Raw genomic sequence first — 16,373 nt, forward strand, 5'->3', positions numbered from 1 at the left:
ATGAAAAAATTATTCATTTTTTTTATTTTGCTGATTTGCCTTTTTTCATCATCATCCTGGGCAATCGACTGTTATCAAAATAACTACGGTGGAGACCATCTCGTTACCACATCACTGCCGCCATTTACTGTCCCCGCAGACGCACCTGTTGGAAAAAAAATATGGGAAAGCGGCGATATTACTGTAACCGTTTATTGTGATGAAGCCTCACATAACAATAAAGATCCCAAATCGCCTTGGTCAGAAAACGTTTATGCTTATATTCTGGATAGCTTCCATAACACCGATAACCTGGTTACCAATAATTCTTATCTGGCATTTGGTGTAACCTATAATGGTGTGGATTACGACATACCGAACACAAAAATCAATACAGGCGCATGCCTTGATCAAATGAGTGACTTTGACCAGTCATATAAGCATAAGGCATGTAATGGCCATACAATCCAGAAAAACACGACATTTACCGTTCGTTTTCGCTTATACGTTAAGCTAAAATCAATTCCACCTTCACAGATAGAGTATAATTTTCCTGCAGTCACCGTATTAGCCTTTGATGGTTCTGGAGGAATAAACCGGCTGGCGCATGCTAAAAACTTGCACTATGATATTGACGGGCTTTCAAACATTCATTTTTTAGATTGTAGCGTAGATATTAAAATTTATCCCGAATCACAAATTGTCGACTTCGGTCAAATATCTGATAGTGTTATATTGAAAGAACCAGCAAAGAAACCATTTAGCATATCCACTATTAAAAATGAAGCTGCGGGATGTACCGATAAATTTGATGTCAAAACCAGTTTTTATACTAATGATACGCTATACGATAATACTCATCTGGATATGGGAAATGGTCTTCTGATGCGAATTAACGACAAAACAATTAACAGCGATATCGTGTATAACCAATATGCAAATTTTGCAAGCTATATTCCAGGTAGCGCTGCAACGGTAACCCATAACTACATTGCTGAGTTGACGAAGCATCCAACAAAAAGTCTTGTGGAAGGGCCTTTCAGTAAAGATTTAATCATAAAAATAAACTATCAGTAGACCAATTTTACCCACACAACGAACAGTATCCTCCGACTATATTGGAGGATACTGTTTATGAGCGCAACAACTGCAATCAGCTAGCTTTACGCTCGTGTTCGCGACGGTAGGCCACTAAATCTTCAATCGTGACCACTTCCATATTGTGCTGCTGAGCAAACTCGATGCACTGCGGCGCACGCGCCATAGAGCCGTCGTCGTTGGTCAGTTCACACAGTACGCCCGCCGGTTTGAGGCCAGCCAGCGTGACCAGATCGATGGTTGCTTCAGTATGGCCGCCGCGGGTCAGAACCCCGCCCGGCTGCGCGCGCAGCGGGAAAACGTGTCCAGGACGGTTCAGGTCGGACGGCTTCGCGCCATCGGCAATTGCCGCGCGCACGGTGGTCACGCGGTCAGCGGCGGAAACGCCGGTGGTCACGCCTTCAGCGGCTTCGATGGTCACGGTAAAACCGGTACCGTAGGCGCTGGTGTTGTTCTCAACCATCATTGGCAGGTCGAGCTGTTTACGGCGATCTTCCGTCAGGCACAGGCAGACAATGCCGCTGCCGTGGCGAATGGTCAGCGCCATCTGCTCAACGGTCATGGTTTCAGCGGCGAAAATCATATCGCCTTCGTTTTCACGGTCTTCATCGTCAAGCACCATCACACCGCGGCCTTCGCGCAGTGCATCCAGAGCACGTTCTACACGTTCAAAAGCGGTACCAAAAGAGGAAAGTAGCGTCTGATTCATGGTAAAAAAAACCTCATTAATTGTATGGTTACCAGAATCAGGGCAGTCTTAGGAGCGCCGGTTTAGCGGCAAAAGTCAACGCAAGCGGGTACAAACCCGGCTGAGCCGTTACTCTCTCCCATCCGGACTCTAACCGTCGGCCCCGGAATTACACCGGATCTGCTGACCTTTCTGCATTCGCAGAAAGCGCTCGCGGGCTTTCAACGCTATGGTTGATTTACCGCCGGTGGGGAATTTCGCCCCGCCCTGAGAATAAGCAAAGCAACTATAACGCTATTGACTATCGTCGGCAATGCATAAGCTTCAAACATTTATGGTTTATAGGCGCCGACGATCGCACTACAATGAGCGGATAACCGACCAGAGCAGGAAACCACCATGATTGACCCGAAAAAAATTGAACAAATCGCCCGTCAGGTTCATGAATCAATGCCGAAGGGGCTCCGCGATCTGGGGGAAGACGTGGAGAAAAAAATCCGTCAGGTGCTCCAGTCGCAGTTAACTCGCCTGGACCTGGTAAGCCGCGAAGAGTTCGACGTGCAGACGCAGGTGCTGTTACGCACGCGTGAAAAGCTGGCGCTTCTGGAGCAGCGTCTTAACGATCTGGAAAACCGTTCGCCGAGCGCACCGGCAGCGCCGGACGTCGAAGAGAAGCCGTAAAAACAAGCAACGGGCCGTCAGGCCCGTTGTCGTATCTGTACTGCGATAAGTAGATTAGTGCTCCAGCTCCGCTTCTGGCGTCATGGTTTTATTCGCCTGGCGGCAGTAAAGTTCATAGCGTTGACAAAACCATTCGCGATGCGCTTCATCCATATTACCAACAATGGCCTGAAGATCGACGGGCTGACCTTGTGCGTTCATTCTGGCGAAGCTCTGGGCCAGAAAATCAAAATTCTTCATTAAATACATATCGTTTTTCTTCATACGCATACTCCTTCAGCCGTTGGTGTTCTGATTGGTCATATGCTTTTTACTGACTTCAGTATTTATCCTTACCTTAGCTTTTTTTGTACGAAAAATGCGCCTCAAATGGCGATTTGTTGAGCCAAATCATTTATGCCGTCATTAAATAAAAAGAGGCCCGCGATTAGACGATCGCGGGCCTCTTTTGTCCTGTTTTGCAGCGTTATCGCCGATTACGCCTCGGTTAGCGCGATAATTCCGGACATACCGCCGCTACGGTGCGAAGAGAAAACATTACTGTTTGTTATCTTTCTGGATCTTCTTGATGATGTTGGTCGTCGAGCAGCCATCTTCAAAGTTGAGCACCAGCACCTCGCCGCCGTTTGCCCAGACTTCTTCGCTACCGGCGATCTGTTCCGGCTTATAGTCGCCGCCTTTCACCAGCAGATCCGGCAGAATTCCGGCAATCAGACGCTGCGGGGTATCCTCTTCAAAAGAGACCACCCAATCGACGGCTTCCAGCGCGCCCAGCACGATCATCCGCTGATCCAGCGGGTTGACCGGGCGAGAGTCGCCTTTCAGACGCCGGGTTGACCCGTCGCTGTTCACCGCAACGATCAGCCGATCGCCCAGCTTGCGGGCGTTAGCCAGGTAGGAAACGTGGCCCGCGTGTAAAATGTCGAACACGCCGTTGGTCATCACCACTTTCTCGCCGCGCTTGCGCGCCGCGGCAACCGCCAGCTTCAGCTCTTCTTCGCTCATCACGCCAAAACCGGTCTCGGAGCGCCCGCGCACCGCGTTCTCCAGTTCGATAGGCGAAACGGTAGAGGTACCGAGTTTACCCACCACGACGCCCGCCGCCGCGTTGGCAAAGTAGCAGGCCTCTTCCAGAGTATTGCCGGAGGCCAGCGTCGCCGCCAGCACGCCGATGACCGTATCACCCGCGCCGGTAACATCATAGACTTCCTGGGCCTGAGTGGGCATATGCAGCGGCGGTCGCCCCGGCTGCAGCAGCGTCATCCCCTGCTCGGAACGGGTCACCAGCAGCGCCGAGAGGTCAAAATCGGCGATGATTTTCATCCCGCGCTCAACGATCTCTTTTTCATCCTTACATTTACCCGCGACCGCCTCAAACTCTGAGAGGTTAGGCGTCAGCAGGGTGGCGCCGCGATAGCGTTCAAAATCCGTGCCTTTCGGGTCGATAAGCACCGGAACGCCCGCGTCGCGAGCCAGCTTAATCATGGTCTGGACGCTGGTCAGAGCGCCTTTGGCGTAATCAGACAGCACCAGCGCGCCAATGGAGCTCAGCGCCTGCTGAATACGCTCGTGCATCGGCTGCGGATCGACGCCGGAGAAACCCTCTTCAAAATCGAGACGAATCAGCTGCTGGTTGCGCGACAGCACGCGCAGTTTGGTAATCGTCGGATGGGTCGGGACGGACACAAAGTCGCACTTCACGTTGACGTCGGCCAGCGCCTTGCTTAACGCGCGGGCGGCATCGTCAATCCCGGTCAGGCCAACCAGACGAGAGGTCGCGCCGAGCGACGCAATATTCATCGCCACGTTTGCCGCGCCGCCAGGACGTTCTTCGATATTTTCCACCTTCACCACCGGCACCGGCGCTTCCGGCGAAATACGGCTGGTGGGACCATACCAGTAGCGGTCCAGCATCACATCGCCAACCACCAACACTCCTGCACGTTCAAACTCTGGCAGCGTTACTTTCATTCCTCTCTCCTGCGAGACGCAAACTTTGCGCGCGATAATAGCACACCCGGTTTTTTAGTTAAGCCATCAACCACTTCTGCCAGCTGGCGCTGACCTGTTCACGCTCCTGGCTAAACGCTTCTGGCGCCACGTTCCCCGGCTGCTCCTGCAGCGCCAGGTGATGGAGCGCATCGCGCAGCGTGGTGTAAGCGTGAGTTAACGCCCTCGCCTCTGCCTCGTCCATAATGTCGTTCTGCGCCAGCAGTTCCAGAATACGGACGTTATCGGACCAGCGCGTGAGCTTCGGTTTATCACTGGCATAGCGTAGGACCAGATACTGGGTAATAAATTCAATATCCGTGATACCCCCGGCATCGGCTTTAATATCAAAGCGATCGTGATGCTTATTCCCCAGGTGAGCGCGCATTTTTTCGCGCATTTCCCGCACTTCGGTCTGCAGTTTTTCGCCTTCTCGCGGGGAAGTAAGAATATCCCGACGAATGGCGTCAAAGCGCGCCTGTAGCTCAGGATCGCCATACACGACGCGGGCGCGAACCAGCGCCTGATGCTCCCAGGTCCATGCCTCATTTTGTTGATAATCAGCAAAGGCATCGGCGGTGGTCACCAGCATGCCCGCCGCGCCAGAAGGACGTAAGCGAGCGTCCACTTCGTACAGAATGCCCGACGAGGTGCGAGTGCTGAAAAGATGCATGATGCGCTGCGCCAGCCGCAGATAAAACTGACGACCGTCGATTTCGCGCTCGCCGTCGGTCATCACCTCCATCGGACAATCGTGGAGGAACACCAGATCGAGATCGGAACTGTAGCCCAGCTCCCAGCCCCCCAGCTTACCGTAGCCAACCACCGCAAAACCGCGCCCCTGGCGATCGTGCAGGTGCGTCGGCTGCCCGTAGCGGGCCACCATCTGCAGCCAGGCCTGCTGGACCACCGCGTCAATCATCGCCTCCGCCAGCCAGGTTAAGTGATCGCTCACTTTCATCACCGGCAGGGTTCCGGCGATATCGGCCGCGGCGATATGCAGCAGCTGCGCCTGCTTAAACTGGCGTAGCGCCTCCAGCTGCTGCTCTTCATCATCTTCCGGTACGCGCAGCAGATACTGGCGCAGTTCATCGCGATAGGCATCGGTGGCCGTCGGCTGATAAAGCGTATTCGGGTCCAGCAGCTCGTCCAGCAGCAGCGGATGGCGAGCCAGCTGGCTGGCGACCATCGGCGACGCCGCGCACAGGCTAATCAGGTGCTTTAACGCGCCGGGGAATTCGCTCAGCAGCTCCAAATAGGTTGTGCGGGTGACAATCCCGGTGAGCAGCGGCGTAATGCGCGCCAGCGGCACCGGGGCATCCGCGCGCGAGCAGATTTCGCTGAGCAGATGCGGCATGAGCTGGTCGAGCACCTGACGGCCGCGCGGGCCAATCGTGCGCCGGTCCAGCTCTTTACGAAAATCGACGATCAGCGCCAGCACGCTGCGGCGATCGCTGTCGGCGAGATGCGCCAGCGCCGGGCTGGTATCATCCTCCTGCAGCGCGTCCTGCCACAGTTCGCGCCAGTACTCTTCAAGCTGTTCATCCGGCGACTGGGTTTCATCGTCGCCTATCAATTCATTAAACACGCGCCGCACGTTGGCCATCTGCTCCGCCAGCCGCGCGCTGAGCGTATCCCAGTCGGCAGCCCCCATCCCCCAGGCCAGCCGGGCGCGATTAAGTTCATCCTGCGGCAGGGTTTGCGTCTGCTCGTCGTTGATGCTTTGCAGCAGGTTTTCCAGGCGACGCAAAAAAAGATAGGCTTCGCGCAGCCTCTGCGCATCCCCTTCCGGCAGCAGGTGCAGCTCTTCGATGGCGGCCAGCGTCGGCAGCAAAGCCCGCTGTTGCAGCATCGGTTCGCGTCCGCCGCGAATCAGCTGGAAGACCTGGACGATAAACTCCACTTCGCGGATGCCGCCCGCGCCGAGCTTGATATTGTCCTTCAGTCCCCGACGGCGCACCTCACGGGCGATCATTCCCTTCATGTTGCGCAGAGACTGAATCACGCTGAAATCAATATAGCGGCGGAAGACAAACGGCCGCAGCATGGCGCGCAGCTCGCTGGCGTAAACGCCATCGTTATCGCCCATGATTCGCGCTTTCACCATCGCGTAGCGCTCCCAGTCGCGCCCCTGCTCCTGGTAATAATCCTCCAGCGCGGCAAAGCTCAGCACCAGCGGGCCGCTGTCGCCAAACGGGCGCAGGCGCATATCCACGCGGTAGACAAAGCCATCCTGGGTGGGCTGATCCAGCACCTTAATCAGGCGCTGCCCGAGGCGGGTAAAAAACTGGGCGTTGTCCAGCTCGCGACGGCCGCCGCGCGTGGCGCCATGCTCCGGCCAGGCGAAAATCAGATCGATGTCGGAGGAGAAATTCAGCTCGCCGCCGCCGAGCTTGCCCATCCCGAGGATCAGCAGCGGCTGCGGCGTACCTTCAGCATTACACGGAGTGCCCCATTCACGGCAGCAGGCGGCGTATAGCCAGTCGCGCGCGGCGACGATTAAGGTCTCCGCCAGCGCGCTTAGCTGCTGCAGGCTGCTCTCTTCGCTGACCAGCGATAGCGCCTGGGCCCAGGCGATACGCACCATGATCCGACGGCGAAACTGGCGCAGCTCGCGCATCAGCGCGGCTTCATCATTAACCTCGGCCAGGCGAACCTGCAGCCATTCGGCATAGTGATGCCACTCCTGCGCCTCGGGGGGCGCACTTTCAAGCTCCGCCAGCCACTGCGGCTGCGCGATCAGACTCTGTTCGACGAAATCGCTAAAGGCCATGACCGATTGCGCCCGATCGCTCAACGTCGATACGGGAAAATCCGCTGGTAGCCGGTCTGCGACCGTCTGCCAGTGCTGCTGTAATTGCGAAGAAAGCGGCATCTTAGGGGCTCCCTGGCCTGAAAATTATCGTTTTCCACTATGCAGCCAGAACGGCTCCGCGGCCAGCGCCTGGCGACGAAAATATTCGATGACGCTGCTGTCGTTATGCGCAATCGCCCGGCGGGTTTCTTGCCAGTTTTCCAGCCACGGCGCGGCAGCGTCGATATAAGCTCCGGATAGCAGCTGAACGGTGTCAATTTCACGGGTCAGGCGCGGAAGCTGATCGACATAACCGTCAGCGGACGGCTGGCGGAAGGCGTTTTTCAGCTCCGCCGCCGCTCTGGAGAGCTGAATATCCGCGAAGCGTTTAAACGAACCGGCAATTTTCTGCTCTCCGGCTGCGTTCAGGAAGGGACGCCAGCCGCGGTTTATCAGCAGATCGGTGAGCGTCAGCTTGGCTCTGACGGTCGCCACGCTGAAAAGCGCCGCCTGGGCGGTTTCGGCCTCCGCCAGCGCCGCCTCAGCTTCGCTCAGACGCTCACGCAGCAGCGTGGTGGCCTTGCGCGGGACAATACCGCCAAACAGCACCAGCGCGTGCCGCACGCGGGCGATAGCGTGCAAAATCTCCGCTTTCGCTTTTGCATTGCCGCGATTGAGGAGTTCATCATGATACAGCCAGTGCGCCAGCGCGCTTTCCAGCGCCGCTTCCAGACCCTGCTCGACGCTGGCCTTCGGCGCGACGCGAAGGATCGTTAACGCGGTCAGCGGACGTTCTTCATTGCCCTGCGCCAGATGATAACCGCGCGCCGCCTTGCTCAGGCTGCCCTGACGCAGTACGCCGGTATCCAGCAGGCGACGGGCAAGGGTCAGAATGTCCTGGGTAGTACCGGACAGCAGTTCCAGCTCCAGTTCACAAATCGGTTCCTGATGCTCGCCGGCTTTAACTTCGCCGCGGTCAAGCGCGATTTCAATTTCGCTGTCGCCTTCTTTGACCACCCATCTTTCACGCTCAAAATCGGTGCTGAAAAGCGGCTGTACGTTCTGTGCGAGCGCCGCCGGCAGTTCCCCCTGCGGCCAGACCTCAGCCGGCAGTTTCTCCAGCGCCAGCTCCGGCGTGCCCAGAGGAATGTTGTATTCCGGACGCTGATGCAGGCCGCCGACGACGCGCCCGGCGATTTTCAGCGTCATTTCATAGCGCCCCTGGTCGCCGCGAATGCGCAGCCCCATGTCGTGGCGGCGCAGCCAGTTATCCGCCGTTTCATAGTAAATATTCAGCAATTGACCCGCTGGCGTATGCTTTGCCTCCAGCGCGTTGAGGTGCTGACGCAGCGCGTCAACGCCATCCTGAGCGACGATAAACTTTAATTCGATTTCTTGAGCCATGACTGAATTCTTCCGCTTATATGCTGTGCCGGGAAATTGCGGCGAACTAACAACGATATTTCTTGTCAGTAAATAGTATTTTGCGGCGAATCGCCATGCAATGCGCATTTTGCCGGGCCACCTCCTGGATGATTCCGATTGTGGCGGAAAACTTTGCGTCGCTTCGGCGATGCCACTACTATCGTTCAACTTTTTATGACCAAACGATGACCTGATGCCAAAATTACGCCTTATTACATTGACTTTGCTGGCGCTGAGCGCCGCCACGGCGGTTCACGCGGAAGAAAAACGTTACGTTTCAGATGAACTGAATACCTGGGTGCGCAGCGGTCCGGGCGATAACTATCGTCTCGTGGGCACCATCAACGCCGGTGAAGAAGTCGCGGTGCTGCAAACCAACGACAGCACGAACTACGCTCAGGTACGCGACAACAGCGGCCGTACCGCCTGGATCCCCTTGAAAGAGCTGAGCAACGAGCCCAGCCTGCGCACCCGCGTGCCGGATCTGGAAAACCAGGTCAAAACCCTGACCGACAAACTCAACAACATCGACACCACCTGGAACCAGCGCACGGCGGACATGCAGAAGAAAGTCGCCGGTAGCGACGCCGTGATAAACGGTCTGAAAGAAGAGAACCAAAAGCTGAAAAATGAGCTGGTTGTCGCGCAGAAAAAGGTAAACGCCGCAAATCTGCAGCTTGATGACAAACAGCGCACCATTATCATGCAGTGGTTTATGTACGGCGGCGGCGTGCTGGGCGTCGGCCTGATCCTCGGACTGGTGTTGCCGCACCTGGTACCGAGCCGCAAACGCAAAGACCGCTGGATGAACTAATTCGTCTTCTCTGCCAGACTTACGTATCATCGTAAGAAAATAAAGACGGGAGAGTGAGGCGTGAAGGTTTATCTGGTCGGTGGTGCAGTACGAGATGCGTTATTAAGGCTACCGGTTAAAGACAAAGATTGGGTCGTGGTTGGCGCCACGCCTCAGCAACTTCTCGACGCGGGCTACCAGCAGGTAGGCCGTGATTTTCCCGTGTTCCTGCATCCGCAAAGCCGTGAAGAGTATGCGCTGGCGCGCACCGAGCGCAAGTCCGGCTCCGGCTACACCGGCTTTACCTGCTATGCCGCCGCTGACGTTACCCTTGAGCAAGACCTGCTGCGCCGCGATCTGACGATCAACGCGCTGGCCCAGGACGCCGACGGCCAGATTATCGATCCCTACGGCGGCCAGGCTGATTTACGCCAGCGCCTGCTGCGCCACGTCTCGCCCGCCTTTAGCGAGGACCCGCTACGCGTCCTGCGCGTGGCGCGTTTTGCCGCCCGCTACGCGCATCTGGGGTTCCGTATCGCCGATGAAACCATGGCGCTGATGCGGGCGATGGCCGATGCTGGCGAGCTGGCGCACCTCACGCCCGAGCGGGTGTGGAAAGAGACGGAAAGCGCCCTCTCTACCCGCAATCCGCAGGTCTTCTTCCAGACATTACGCGACTGCCGCGCGCTCAAGGTGCTGTTCCCGGAAGTCGACGCTCTTTATGGCGTACCGGCCCCGGCTAAATGGCACCCGGAAATCGACACTGGCCTGCATACGCTGATGACCGTCACCATGGCGGCGATGCTCTCGCCCGAAGTGGATGTCCGTTTTGCCACCCTATGCCACGACCTCGGGAAAGGGCTAACGCCGAAAGCGCTCTGGCCGCGCCATCATGGTCACGGTCCGGCTGGCGTTAAGCTGGTCGAGCAGCTCTGCGCCCGTTTGCGGGTGCCAAACGAGCTGCGCGACCTGGCAAAACTGGTCGCCGAATTTCACGATCTGATTCATACGCTGCCCATCCTGCAGCCGAAAACGCTGGTCAAGCTGTTCGATAATATCGACGCCTGGCGCAAGCCGCATCGTGTCAGGCAAATCGCGTTAACCAGCGAGGCCGACGTGCGCGGGCGCACCGGCTTTGAAGCCTGCGATTATCCGCAGGGTCGCCTGCTGCTGGAAGCCTGGGACGTTGCCCGGTCGGTTTCAACAAAAGAGGTGGTGGCGGAAGGTTTTCAGGGCGTTGAAATTCGTGAAGAGCTGACGCGTCGGCGGATTCAGGCCGTCGCCCGCTGGAAAGAAAAGCGTTGCCCTCAGCCGCGGGACTGAGGGCGGGCGCTTAGAAGAAGACCACGTAGACCGCTGCCGCAACGATAAAACGGTAGATGGCGAACGGGATAAACGAAATACGTTTAATCAGCTGCAGGAAGGTTTTAATCGCAATCAGCGCGACGATAAACGCCGTGATAAAACCGACGGCAAACATCGGAATATCGCCGGCGTTCAGAAAGCCAATGCTCTTGTACATATCCAGTACGGTTGCGCCCATCATCATCGGCACCGCCAGCAGGAACGAGAACTCAGAGGCCGCATAGCGGCTGACGCCCATCAGCATCCCGCCGGAAATCGTCGCCCCGGAACGCGAGAAGCCCGGCCACAGCGCCAGACACTGGAAGCAGCCGATGACGAACGCCTGACGATAGGTCATATCATCAATGCCCACCGCGCGCGGCTGTTTCGGCTTCAGCACCTCCGCCGCGATCAGCAGCACGCCGCCCACAATCAGCGCATACATCACGTTTATCGGGTTAAACAGCGATTTGATGGTATCGTGGAAAATCAGCCCCAGCACCACCGCCGGGATCATCCCCAAAAGAATATGGATAAGCGACAGGCGACCGCTGCCCTGGCCTTCATGCTCGGGTTTTTTGCCAAAATGAATGCCGATAAGACCAAACAGGCGGCGCCAGAACATCACCACAACGGCCAGAATGGAACCAAGCTGAATGACGACTTCAAACGTATTCGCGGTATCGCCTTCAAAACCCAGTAGATGACCGACAATAATCATATGACCAGTACTGGAGACAGGTAAAAATTCTGTCAAACCCTCAACCACACCCAATATTGCCGCTATCAGCAGCGAGTGTATATCGCTCATCCAATTAAACCCTTTAAAAAGTAAAATGAAAAAAACCAGGAACGAAGAACCGAGCTATCAGGCGTGCTTATTTGGCCACAGACAGCGCGCAGAAAAGTGAGCGTACAGGTTGTACGCAAGGATTTCGAGCGCTGTCACAGGGCAAAACGGCAAAGAAAATAGCCTGATGGCCGGATTCTATGACCGGTATAAACGCAATTTGTTTAACGAGTATGACCTGAAAAGTTTTGTTTCAGATTAAGGCCACGTTCAATAATGACGCCGACGTTAGCCGCCCGGGCTACCGCCCCAGGTTTGCTGACTTTAATACGTACCCATGGAGATTGAAACTTTTCCAGCAGCAGGTCGGCAATTTCTTCCGCCACGCGTTCCACCAGCGCAAAACGCCCGCCTTCGACGTGGCTGATTACCAGTTCGCTGATATCAGCATAGCTGAGACAATCGCTGACATCATCGCTGGCCGCCGCTTTGCGGTTATCCCACGCCATTTCGATATCGAACACCAGCTTCTGTTCGATGGTCTGTTCCCAGTCGTAAACACCAATTGTGGTGATTACCGAAAGTTGCTCTATAAATACAATATCCATCACGACCTGCCTGCTTTTTGGCTAAACCGGATACCACTTCCGGCCAATTATGCGTATTATCCACAGATGCAAAGACATCCCCTAAATAATTTGCGTTGCAGGAAGACAGTGACGCGGCAAGGCTCCAGGAGCATAGCGTCGCTATGGGTCCCGGCGAGCCAATGCGCGGACAACGCGCAGTGCGCAGGGGATAAAACGACACTTTCAAAATGGAACAGCTGATGAGTGCAATCGCGCCTGGACTGGTTATCCTCGCCTACCTCTGCGGCTCAATCTCCAGCGCCATTCTCGTTTGCCGCCTCGCTGGCCTTCCCGACCCTCGCGACAGCGGCTCCGGCAATCCAGGGGCGACGAACGTCCTGCGAATTGGCGGCAAGGGCGCAGCCGTAGCGGTGCTTATTTTTGACGTCCTGAAAGGGATGCTGCCGGTCTGGGGCGCGTGGGCGTTAGGCCTGACGCCGTTCTGGCTCGGCCTGGTGGCGATCGCCGCCTGCGTGGGCCATATCTGGCCGGTATTTTTTAACTTTCGCGGCGGTAAAGGCGTGGCCACCGCTTTCGGCGCCATTGCTCCTATCGGCTGGGATCTCACCGGCGTGATGGCCGGAACCTGGCTGCTGACGATTCTGCTCAGCGGCTACTCCTCGCTGGGGGCTATCGTGAGCGCGCTGATTGCGCCGTTCTATGTCTGGTGGTTCAAACCGCAGTACACTTTCCCGGTTTCGATGCTGTCATGCCTGATTCTGCTGCGCCATCACGACAACATACAGCGTCTGTGGCGTCGTCAGGAAACCCGCATCTGGACCCGGCTCAAAAAGAAGAAAAAAACGCCGGAGCAGAAATAACCTTTGCTGCGCCGCAACTTCGCGGCAAGTAAGCCCCAGGTGATTAAAGTAAACCAACGCGGCTGCGGCTCGAAGTATGACGAGCATAAGCTTTTCATATGACCGGGATGATTGGCCCCCGATCAATACTCTTCGCTGCTGTTTTATCTTGATTTTGCAGGGGCGCGACATTGCACGGCACCGTGTTACCACAGAATAAAAAAGGCTGGCAGGCCTCGCTGGACCTCCAGTTTCAATTTCTCGGCGGGAAAACCACGCTCGCCTCCCGTCGTCATGTCGGTCCCCTCACCGTTCAGCGCCCGTTTTATCCCGAAGAAGAGACCTGCCACCTCTATCTGCTTCATCCGCCCGGCGGTATCGTCGGCGGCGATGAGCTCACCATTAGCGCGACGATGGATCCCGGGTGCCACACGCTGATCACCATGCCCGGCGCCAGCAAGTTCTATCGCAGCAGCGGCGCGCAGGCGCGTCTTCAGCAAACCCTGACGCTGGCCGAAAACTCAACGCTCGAGTGGCTGCCGCAGGACGCCATCTTCTTTCCCGGCGCCAACGCCGCTTTGTCTACCGCCTTTCATCTCTCCGCCTCCAGCACGCTGCTGGCGTGGGACCTGCTGTGCCTTGGCCGGCCGGTCATCGGCGAAGCCTTTAGCCACGGCGCGCTCGCCAATCGCCTGGAGGTGTGGGTCGACGGCTCTCCGCTGCTGATTGAGCGCCTGAGCCTGGCCGATGGACAGCTGGCCTGCGTCGCGCAGCAGCCGTGGGTGGGAACGATGCTGTTCTACCCGGCGAACGAAACGCTGCTCGAAGGCGTACGCGAAAAACTTACGCCGCTGGCAAACTACGCCGGCGCGACGCTCACCGACGGCCTGCTGACGGTACGCTTTCTAAGTGACGATAATCTGCTTTGCCAGCGGGCGATGCGCGATATCTGGCAATTTATGCGCCCGCACCTGACCGGCAAATCTCCGGTACTCCCCCGAATCTGGCTGACTTAAGAGAACGCTATGGAACTGACACCCAGAGAAAAAGACAAGCTGTTGCTGTTTACCGCCGCGCTGGTGGCGGAGCGTCGCCTGGCCCGCGGTCTGAAGCTCAATTATCCCGAATCCGTGGCCCTGATTAGCGCCTTTATTATGGAGGGCGCGCGCGATGGCAGAAGCGTCGCCGAGCTGATGGAAGAGGGACGCCACGTCCTGAGCCGCGACCAGGTCATGGAAGGCGTGCCGGAAATGATCCCCGATATCCAGGTCGAAGCCACCTTCCCGGACGGCTCGAAGCTGGTTACCGTCCATAACCCGATAATCTGAGGTAGCGCGATGATCCCAGGAGAATATCAGGTAAAACCCGGCCAGATAGCGATTAACGTCGGCCGCGCCACCTGCTGCATTATCGTTGAAAATCACGGCGACCGGCCGATTCAGGTCGGCTCGCATTACCACTTCGCCGAGGTCAACCCGGCGCTGAAGTTCGATCGCCAGCAGGCGACCGGCTATCGCCTGAATATCGCCGCCGGCACCGCAGTGCGCTTCGAACCGGGCCAAAAGCGCGAGGTGGAGCTGGTGGCGCTGGCCGGAACCCGCGCGGTGTACGGTTTCCGCGGAGACGTTATGGGCGCGCTGGAGGCAAACGATGAGTGACATTTCACGTCAGGCCTATGCCGACATGTTCGGCCCCACCACCGGCGATAAAGTTCGCCTGGCGGACACCGAGCTGTGGATCGAGGTCGAAGATGATTTGACCACCTACGGCGAAGAGGTCAAATTCGGCGGTGGCAAAGTGATCCGCGACGGTATGGGCCAGGGACAGATGCTTTCCGCCGGGTGCGTGGATCTGGTGCTGACCAATGCCCTGATCGTCGATTACTGGGGGATCGTCAAAGCCGACATTGGCGTCAAAGACGGGCGGATCTTCGCGATCGGCAAAGCCGGCAACCCGGATATTCAGCCAAACGTCACGATCCCGATCGGCGCGGCCACGGAAATTATTGCGGCGGAAGGCAAGATCGTCACCGCCGGCGGCGTCGATACGCATATTCACTGGATCTGTCCGCAGCAGGCGGAAGAGGCGCTGGTCTCCGGCGTCACCACCATGATCGGCGGCGGGACCGGCCCGGCGGCGGGCACCAACGCCACGACCTGCACGCCCGGGCCGTGGTACATCTCGCGGATGCTGCAGGCCGCGGACAGCCTGCCGGTCAATATTGGCCTGCTGGGTAAAGGCAATGGTTCGAATCCGGATGCGCTGCGTGAGCAGGTCGCGGCCGGGGTTATCGGCCTGAAAATTCACGAAGACTGGGGCGCGACCCCGGCGGCAATCGACTGCGCGCTGACGGTAGCCGACGAAATGGACGTACAGGTCGCGCTGCACAGCGACACCCTCAATGAGTCCGGATTCGTTGAGGATACCCTGGCGGCCATCGGCGGGCGCACTATCCATACTTTCCATACCGAAGGCGCGGGCGGCGGCCATGCGCCGGATATTATTACCGCCTGCGCGCACCCCAATATTCTGCCCTCGTCGACCAACCCGACGCTGCCCTATACCGTCAACACCATTGACGAACATCTGGATATGCTGATGGTTTGCCATCATCTCGACCCGGATATCGCCGAGGACGTGGCGTTTGCCGAATCGCGCATTCGGCGGGAAACCATTGCCGCGGAAGACGTCCTGCACGATCTGGGCGCCTTCTCCCTCACCTCGTCTGATTCGCAGGCGATGGGCCGCGTCGGCGAAGTGGTGTTGCGCACCTGGCAGGTGGCGCACCGGATGAAGGTCCAGCGCGGCCCGCTGGCGGAAGAGAGCGGCGACAACGACAACTTCCGCGTGAAGCGCTATATCGCCAAATACACCATTAATCCGGCGTTAACCCACGGTATCGCCCATGAAGTCGGTTCGATTGAAGTGGGGAAACTGGCGGATCTGGTGCTGTGGTCCCCGGCGTTCTTCGGCGTGAAGCCGGCGACGATCGTCAAAGGCGGCATGATCGCGATGGCGCCGATGGGCGACATCAACGCCTCTATCCCGACGCCGCAGCCGGTGCACTATCGCCCGATGTTCGGCGCGCTGGGCAGCGCTCGCCACCGCTGCCGTTTGACCTTTCTGTCGCAGGCGGCGGCGGAAAACGGCGTCGCTGAACGGCTGAACCTGCACAGCGCGACGGCGGTGGTTAAAGGCTGCCGCACGGTACAAAAAGGCGATATGCACCACAACGGCCTGCTGCCCACTATTACCGTGGATTCGCAAACCTACGAGGTGCGCATCGACGGCGAACTGATAACCAGCGAACCGGCGGACGTGTTACCGATGGCGCAACGTTATTTCCTGTTTTAAGGAGCGCAA

At 57.4% G+C, this 16,373-nt stretch carries 16 protein-coding genes, 1 pseudogene and 1 riboswitch; of the genes and pseudogenes, 9 read left to right on the plus strand and 8 right to left on the minus strand.

The features are described from left to right. Complete coding sequence (locus tag F8562_RS12565; protein WP_014226882.1) at positions 1 to 1,056, plus strand: pilus protein; 1,056 nt, start codon at positions 1 to 3, stop codon at positions 1,054 to 1,056. Between the two features lie 76 nt (positions 1,057 to 1,132). On the opposite strand, the gene ribB is transcribed toward F8562_RS12565, so the two are convergent. Further along, positions 1,133 to 1,786 carry a 3,4-dihydroxy-2-butanone-4-phosphate synthase gene (ribB, locus tag F8562_RS12570; protein ID WP_004854262.1) on the minus strand — a complete coding sequence of 218 codons (654 nt, stop codon included), beginning with the start codon at positions 1,784 to 1,786 and terminating at the stop codon, positions 1,133 to 1,135. Between the two features lie 106 nt (positions 1,787 to 1,892). Further along, a riboswitch (FMN riboswitch) is annotated at positions 1,893 to 2,044 on the minus strand. 120 nt (positions 2,045 to 2,164) lie between these two features. On the opposite strand from ribB, the gene ubiK reads away from it, so the two are divergent. Then, on the plus strand, positions 2,165 to 2,446 hold the full coding sequence (gene ubiK / locus F8562_RS12575) for a ubiquinone biosynthesis accessory factor UbiK (protein WP_004854265.1): 282 nt from the start codon (positions 2,165 to 2,167) through the stop codon (positions 2,444 to 2,446). 54 nt (positions 2,447 to 2,500) lie between these two features. Here ubiK and glgS read toward each other — a convergent pair whose 3' ends face one another. From glgS to F8562_RS12595, 4 genes are all read right to left on the minus strand, one after another. Continuing rightward, positions 2,501 to 2,710 carry a cell surface composition regulator GlgS gene (gene glgS, locus F8562_RS12580; RefSeq protein ID WP_004854266.1) on the minus strand — a complete coding sequence of 70 codons (210 nt, stop codon included), beginning with the start codon at positions 2,708 to 2,710 and terminating at the stop codon, positions 2,501 to 2,503. 273 nt (positions 2,711 to 2,983) lie between these two features. Beyond that, entirely contained in the window at positions 2,984 to 4,417 is a 1,434-nt protein-coding gene (gene hldE, locus F8562_RS12585) for a bifunctional D-glycero-beta-D-manno-heptose-7-phosphate kinase/D-glycero-beta-D-manno-heptose 1-phosphate adenylyltransferase HldE (RefSeq protein ID WP_014839576.1), read from the minus strand. 58 nt (positions 4,418 to 4,475) lie between these two features. Next, complete coding sequence (gene glnE, locus F8562_RS12590) at positions 4,476 to 7,310, minus strand: bifunctional [glutamate--ammonia ligase]-adenylyl-L-tyrosine phosphorylase/[glutamate--ammonia-ligase] adenylyltransferase (RefSeq protein ID WP_014839577.1); 2,835 nt, start codon at positions 7,308 to 7,310, stop codon at positions 4,476 to 4,478. 24 nt (positions 7,311 to 7,334) lie between these two features. Then, on the minus strand, positions 7,335 to 8,633 hold the full coding sequence (locus F8562_RS12595; RefSeq protein ID WP_014839578.1) for an inorganic triphosphatase: 1,299 nt from the start codon (positions 8,631 to 8,633) through the stop codon (positions 7,335 to 7,337). A 214-nt stretch (positions 8,634 to 8,847) separates the two neighbouring features. On the opposite strand from F8562_RS12595, the gene F8562_RS12600 reads away from it, so the two are divergent. Together F8562_RS12600 and F8562_RS12605 are read left to right on the plus strand one after the other, a co-directional pair. Next, a complete protein-coding gene (locus tag F8562_RS12600) occupies positions 8,848 to 9,468 on the plus strand; it encodes a TIGR04211 family SH3 domain-containing protein (RefSeq protein ID WP_014226886.1) in 621 nt (206 codons plus the stop codon). Between the two features lie 60 nt (positions 9,469 to 9,528). Further along, positions 9,529 to 10,770 carry a multifunctional CCA addition/repair protein gene (locus tag F8562_RS12605; protein WP_014226887.1) on the plus strand — a complete coding sequence of 414 codons (1,242 nt, stop codon included), beginning with the start codon at positions 9,529 to 9,531 and terminating at the stop codon, positions 10,768 to 10,770. Between the two features lie 10 nt (positions 10,771 to 10,780). On the opposite strand, the gene bacA is transcribed toward F8562_RS12605, so the two are convergent. Both bacA and folB read right to left on the minus strand, forming a co-directional pair. After that, on the minus strand, positions 10,781 to 11,602 hold the full coding sequence (gene bacA, locus F8562_RS12610) for an undecaprenyl-diphosphate phosphatase (protein WP_004854277.1): 822 nt from the start codon (positions 11,600 to 11,602) through the stop codon (positions 10,781 to 10,783). Between the two features lie 203 nt (positions 11,603 to 11,805). After that, positions 11,806 to 12,189 carry a bifunctional dihydroneopterin aldolase/7,8-dihydroneopterin epimerase gene (gene folB / locus F8562_RS12615; protein WP_014226889.1) on the minus strand — a complete coding sequence of 128 codons (384 nt, stop codon included), beginning with the start codon at positions 12,187 to 12,189 and terminating at the stop codon, positions 11,806 to 11,808. Positions 12,190 to 12,410: 221 nt separating this feature from the next. Between folB and plsY the strand changes: the two genes are divergently transcribed. Beyond that, positions 12,411 to 13,031: a glycerol-3-phosphate 1-O-acyltransferase PlsY gene (plsY, locus tag F8562_RS12620; RefSeq protein ID WP_004854283.1), complete on the plus strand. Its 621-nt coding sequence runs from the start codon at positions 12,411 to 12,413 to the stop codon at positions 13,029 to 13,031. Between the two features lie 97 nt (positions 13,032 to 13,128). Here plsY and F8562_RS29465 read toward each other — a convergent pair. Continuing rightward, positions 13,129 to 13,212 (minus strand): annotated as a pseudogene (locus F8562_RS29465) (short-chain dehydrogenase); the annotation flags it as partial. Between F8562_RS29465 and F8562_RS12625 the strand changes: the two are divergent. Genes F8562_RS12625 through ureC form a run of 4 tightly spaced genes read left to right on the plus strand, consistent with a single transcriptional unit; the run spans position 13,202 to position 16,364 of the window. Beyond that, positions 13,202 to 14,026: an urease accessory protein UreD gene (locus F8562_RS12625; RefSeq protein WP_014839579.1), complete on the plus strand. Its 825-nt coding sequence runs from the start codon at positions 13,202 to 13,204 to the stop codon at positions 14,024 to 14,026. The pseudogene F8562_RS29465 and the gene F8562_RS12625 sit on opposite strands and share 11 nt — an antisense overlap. 9 nt (positions 14,027 to 14,035) lie before the next feature. Next, the gene (locus F8562_RS12630) at positions 14,036 to 14,338 is read left to right on the plus strand and encodes an urease subunit gamma (RefSeq protein WP_014226891.1); all 303 of its coding nucleotides are present in this window, start codon (positions 14,036 to 14,038) and stop codon (positions 14,336 to 14,338) included. 9 nt (positions 14,339 to 14,347) lie between these two features. Continuing rightward, positions 14,348 to 14,668, plus strand: a complete 321-nt coding sequence (locus F8562_RS12635) for an urease subunit beta (RefSeq protein WP_014226892.1) — start codon at positions 14,348 to 14,350, stop codon at positions 14,666 to 14,668. Further along, the gene (gene ureC, locus F8562_RS12640) at positions 14,661 to 16,364 is read left to right on the plus strand and encodes an urease subunit alpha (protein WP_014839580.1); all 1,704 of its coding nucleotides are present in this window, start codon (positions 14,661 to 14,663) and stop codon (positions 16,362 to 16,364) included. The genes F8562_RS12635 and ureC overlap by 8 nt, the downstream gene beginning before the upstream one ends. The last annotated feature ends 9 nt before the right edge of the window (positions 16,365 to 16,373 follow it).

It is taken from the genome of Klebsiella sp. RCJ4 (genome assembly GCF_009025755.1).
Lineage (GTDB): Bacteria > Pseudomonadota > Gammaproteobacteria > Enterobacterales > Enterobacteriaceae > Klebsiella > Klebsiella michiganensis.

Bases quoted from the DNA above. Each gene is read 5' to 3' on its own strand.
- F8562_RS12565 (WP_014226882.1), top strand. From the start codon at position 1: ATGAAAAAATTATTCATTTTTTTTATTTTGCTGATTTGCCTTTTTTCA.
- ribB (WP_004854262.1), bottom strand. From the start codon at position 1,786: ATGAATCAGACGCTACTTTCCTCTTTTGGTACCGCTTTTGAACGTGTA.
- ubiK (WP_004854265.1), top strand. From the start codon at position 2,165: ATGATTGACCCGAAAAAAATTGAACAAATCGCCCGTCAGGTTCATGAA.
- glgS (WP_004854266.1), bottom strand. From the start codon at position 2,710: ATGAAGAAAAACGATATGTATTTAATGAAGAATTTTGATTTTCTGGCC.
- hldE (WP_014839576.1), bottom strand. From the start codon at position 4,417: ATGAAAGTAACGCTGCCAGAGTTTGAACGTGCAGGAGTGTTGGTGGTT.
- glnE (WP_014839577.1), bottom strand. From the start codon at position 7,310: ATGCCGCTTTCTTCGCAATTACAGCAGCACTGGCAGACGGTCGCAGAC.
- F8562_RS12595 (WP_014839578.1), bottom strand. From the start codon at position 8,633: ATGGCTCAAGAAATCGAATTAAAGTTTATCGTCGCTCAGGATGGCGTT.
- F8562_RS12600 (WP_014226886.1), top strand. From the start codon at position 8,848: ATGCCAAAATTACGCCTTATTACATTGACTTTGCTGGCGCTGAGCGCC.
- bacA (WP_004854277.1), bottom strand. From the start codon at position 11,602: ATGAGCGATATACACTCGCTGCTGATAGCGGCAATATTGGGTGTGGTT.
- folB (WP_014226889.1), bottom strand. From the start codon at position 12,189: ATGGATATTGTATTTATAGAGCAACTTTCGGTAATCACCACAATTGGT.
- plsY (WP_004854283.1), top strand. From the start codon at position 12,411: ATGAGTGCAATCGCGCCTGGACTGGTTATCCTCGCCTACCTCTGCGGC.
- F8562_RS12630 (WP_014226891.1), top strand. From the start codon at position 14,036: ATGGAACTGACACCCAGAGAAAAAGACAAGCTGTTGCTGTTTACCGCC.
- F8562_RS12635 (WP_014226892.1), top strand. From the start codon at position 14,348: ATGATCCCAGGAGAATATCAGGTAAAACCCGGCCAGATAGCGATTAAC.
- ureC (WP_014839580.1), top strand. From the start codon at position 14,661: ATGAGTGACATTTCACGTCAGGCCTATGCCGACATGTTCGGCCCCACC.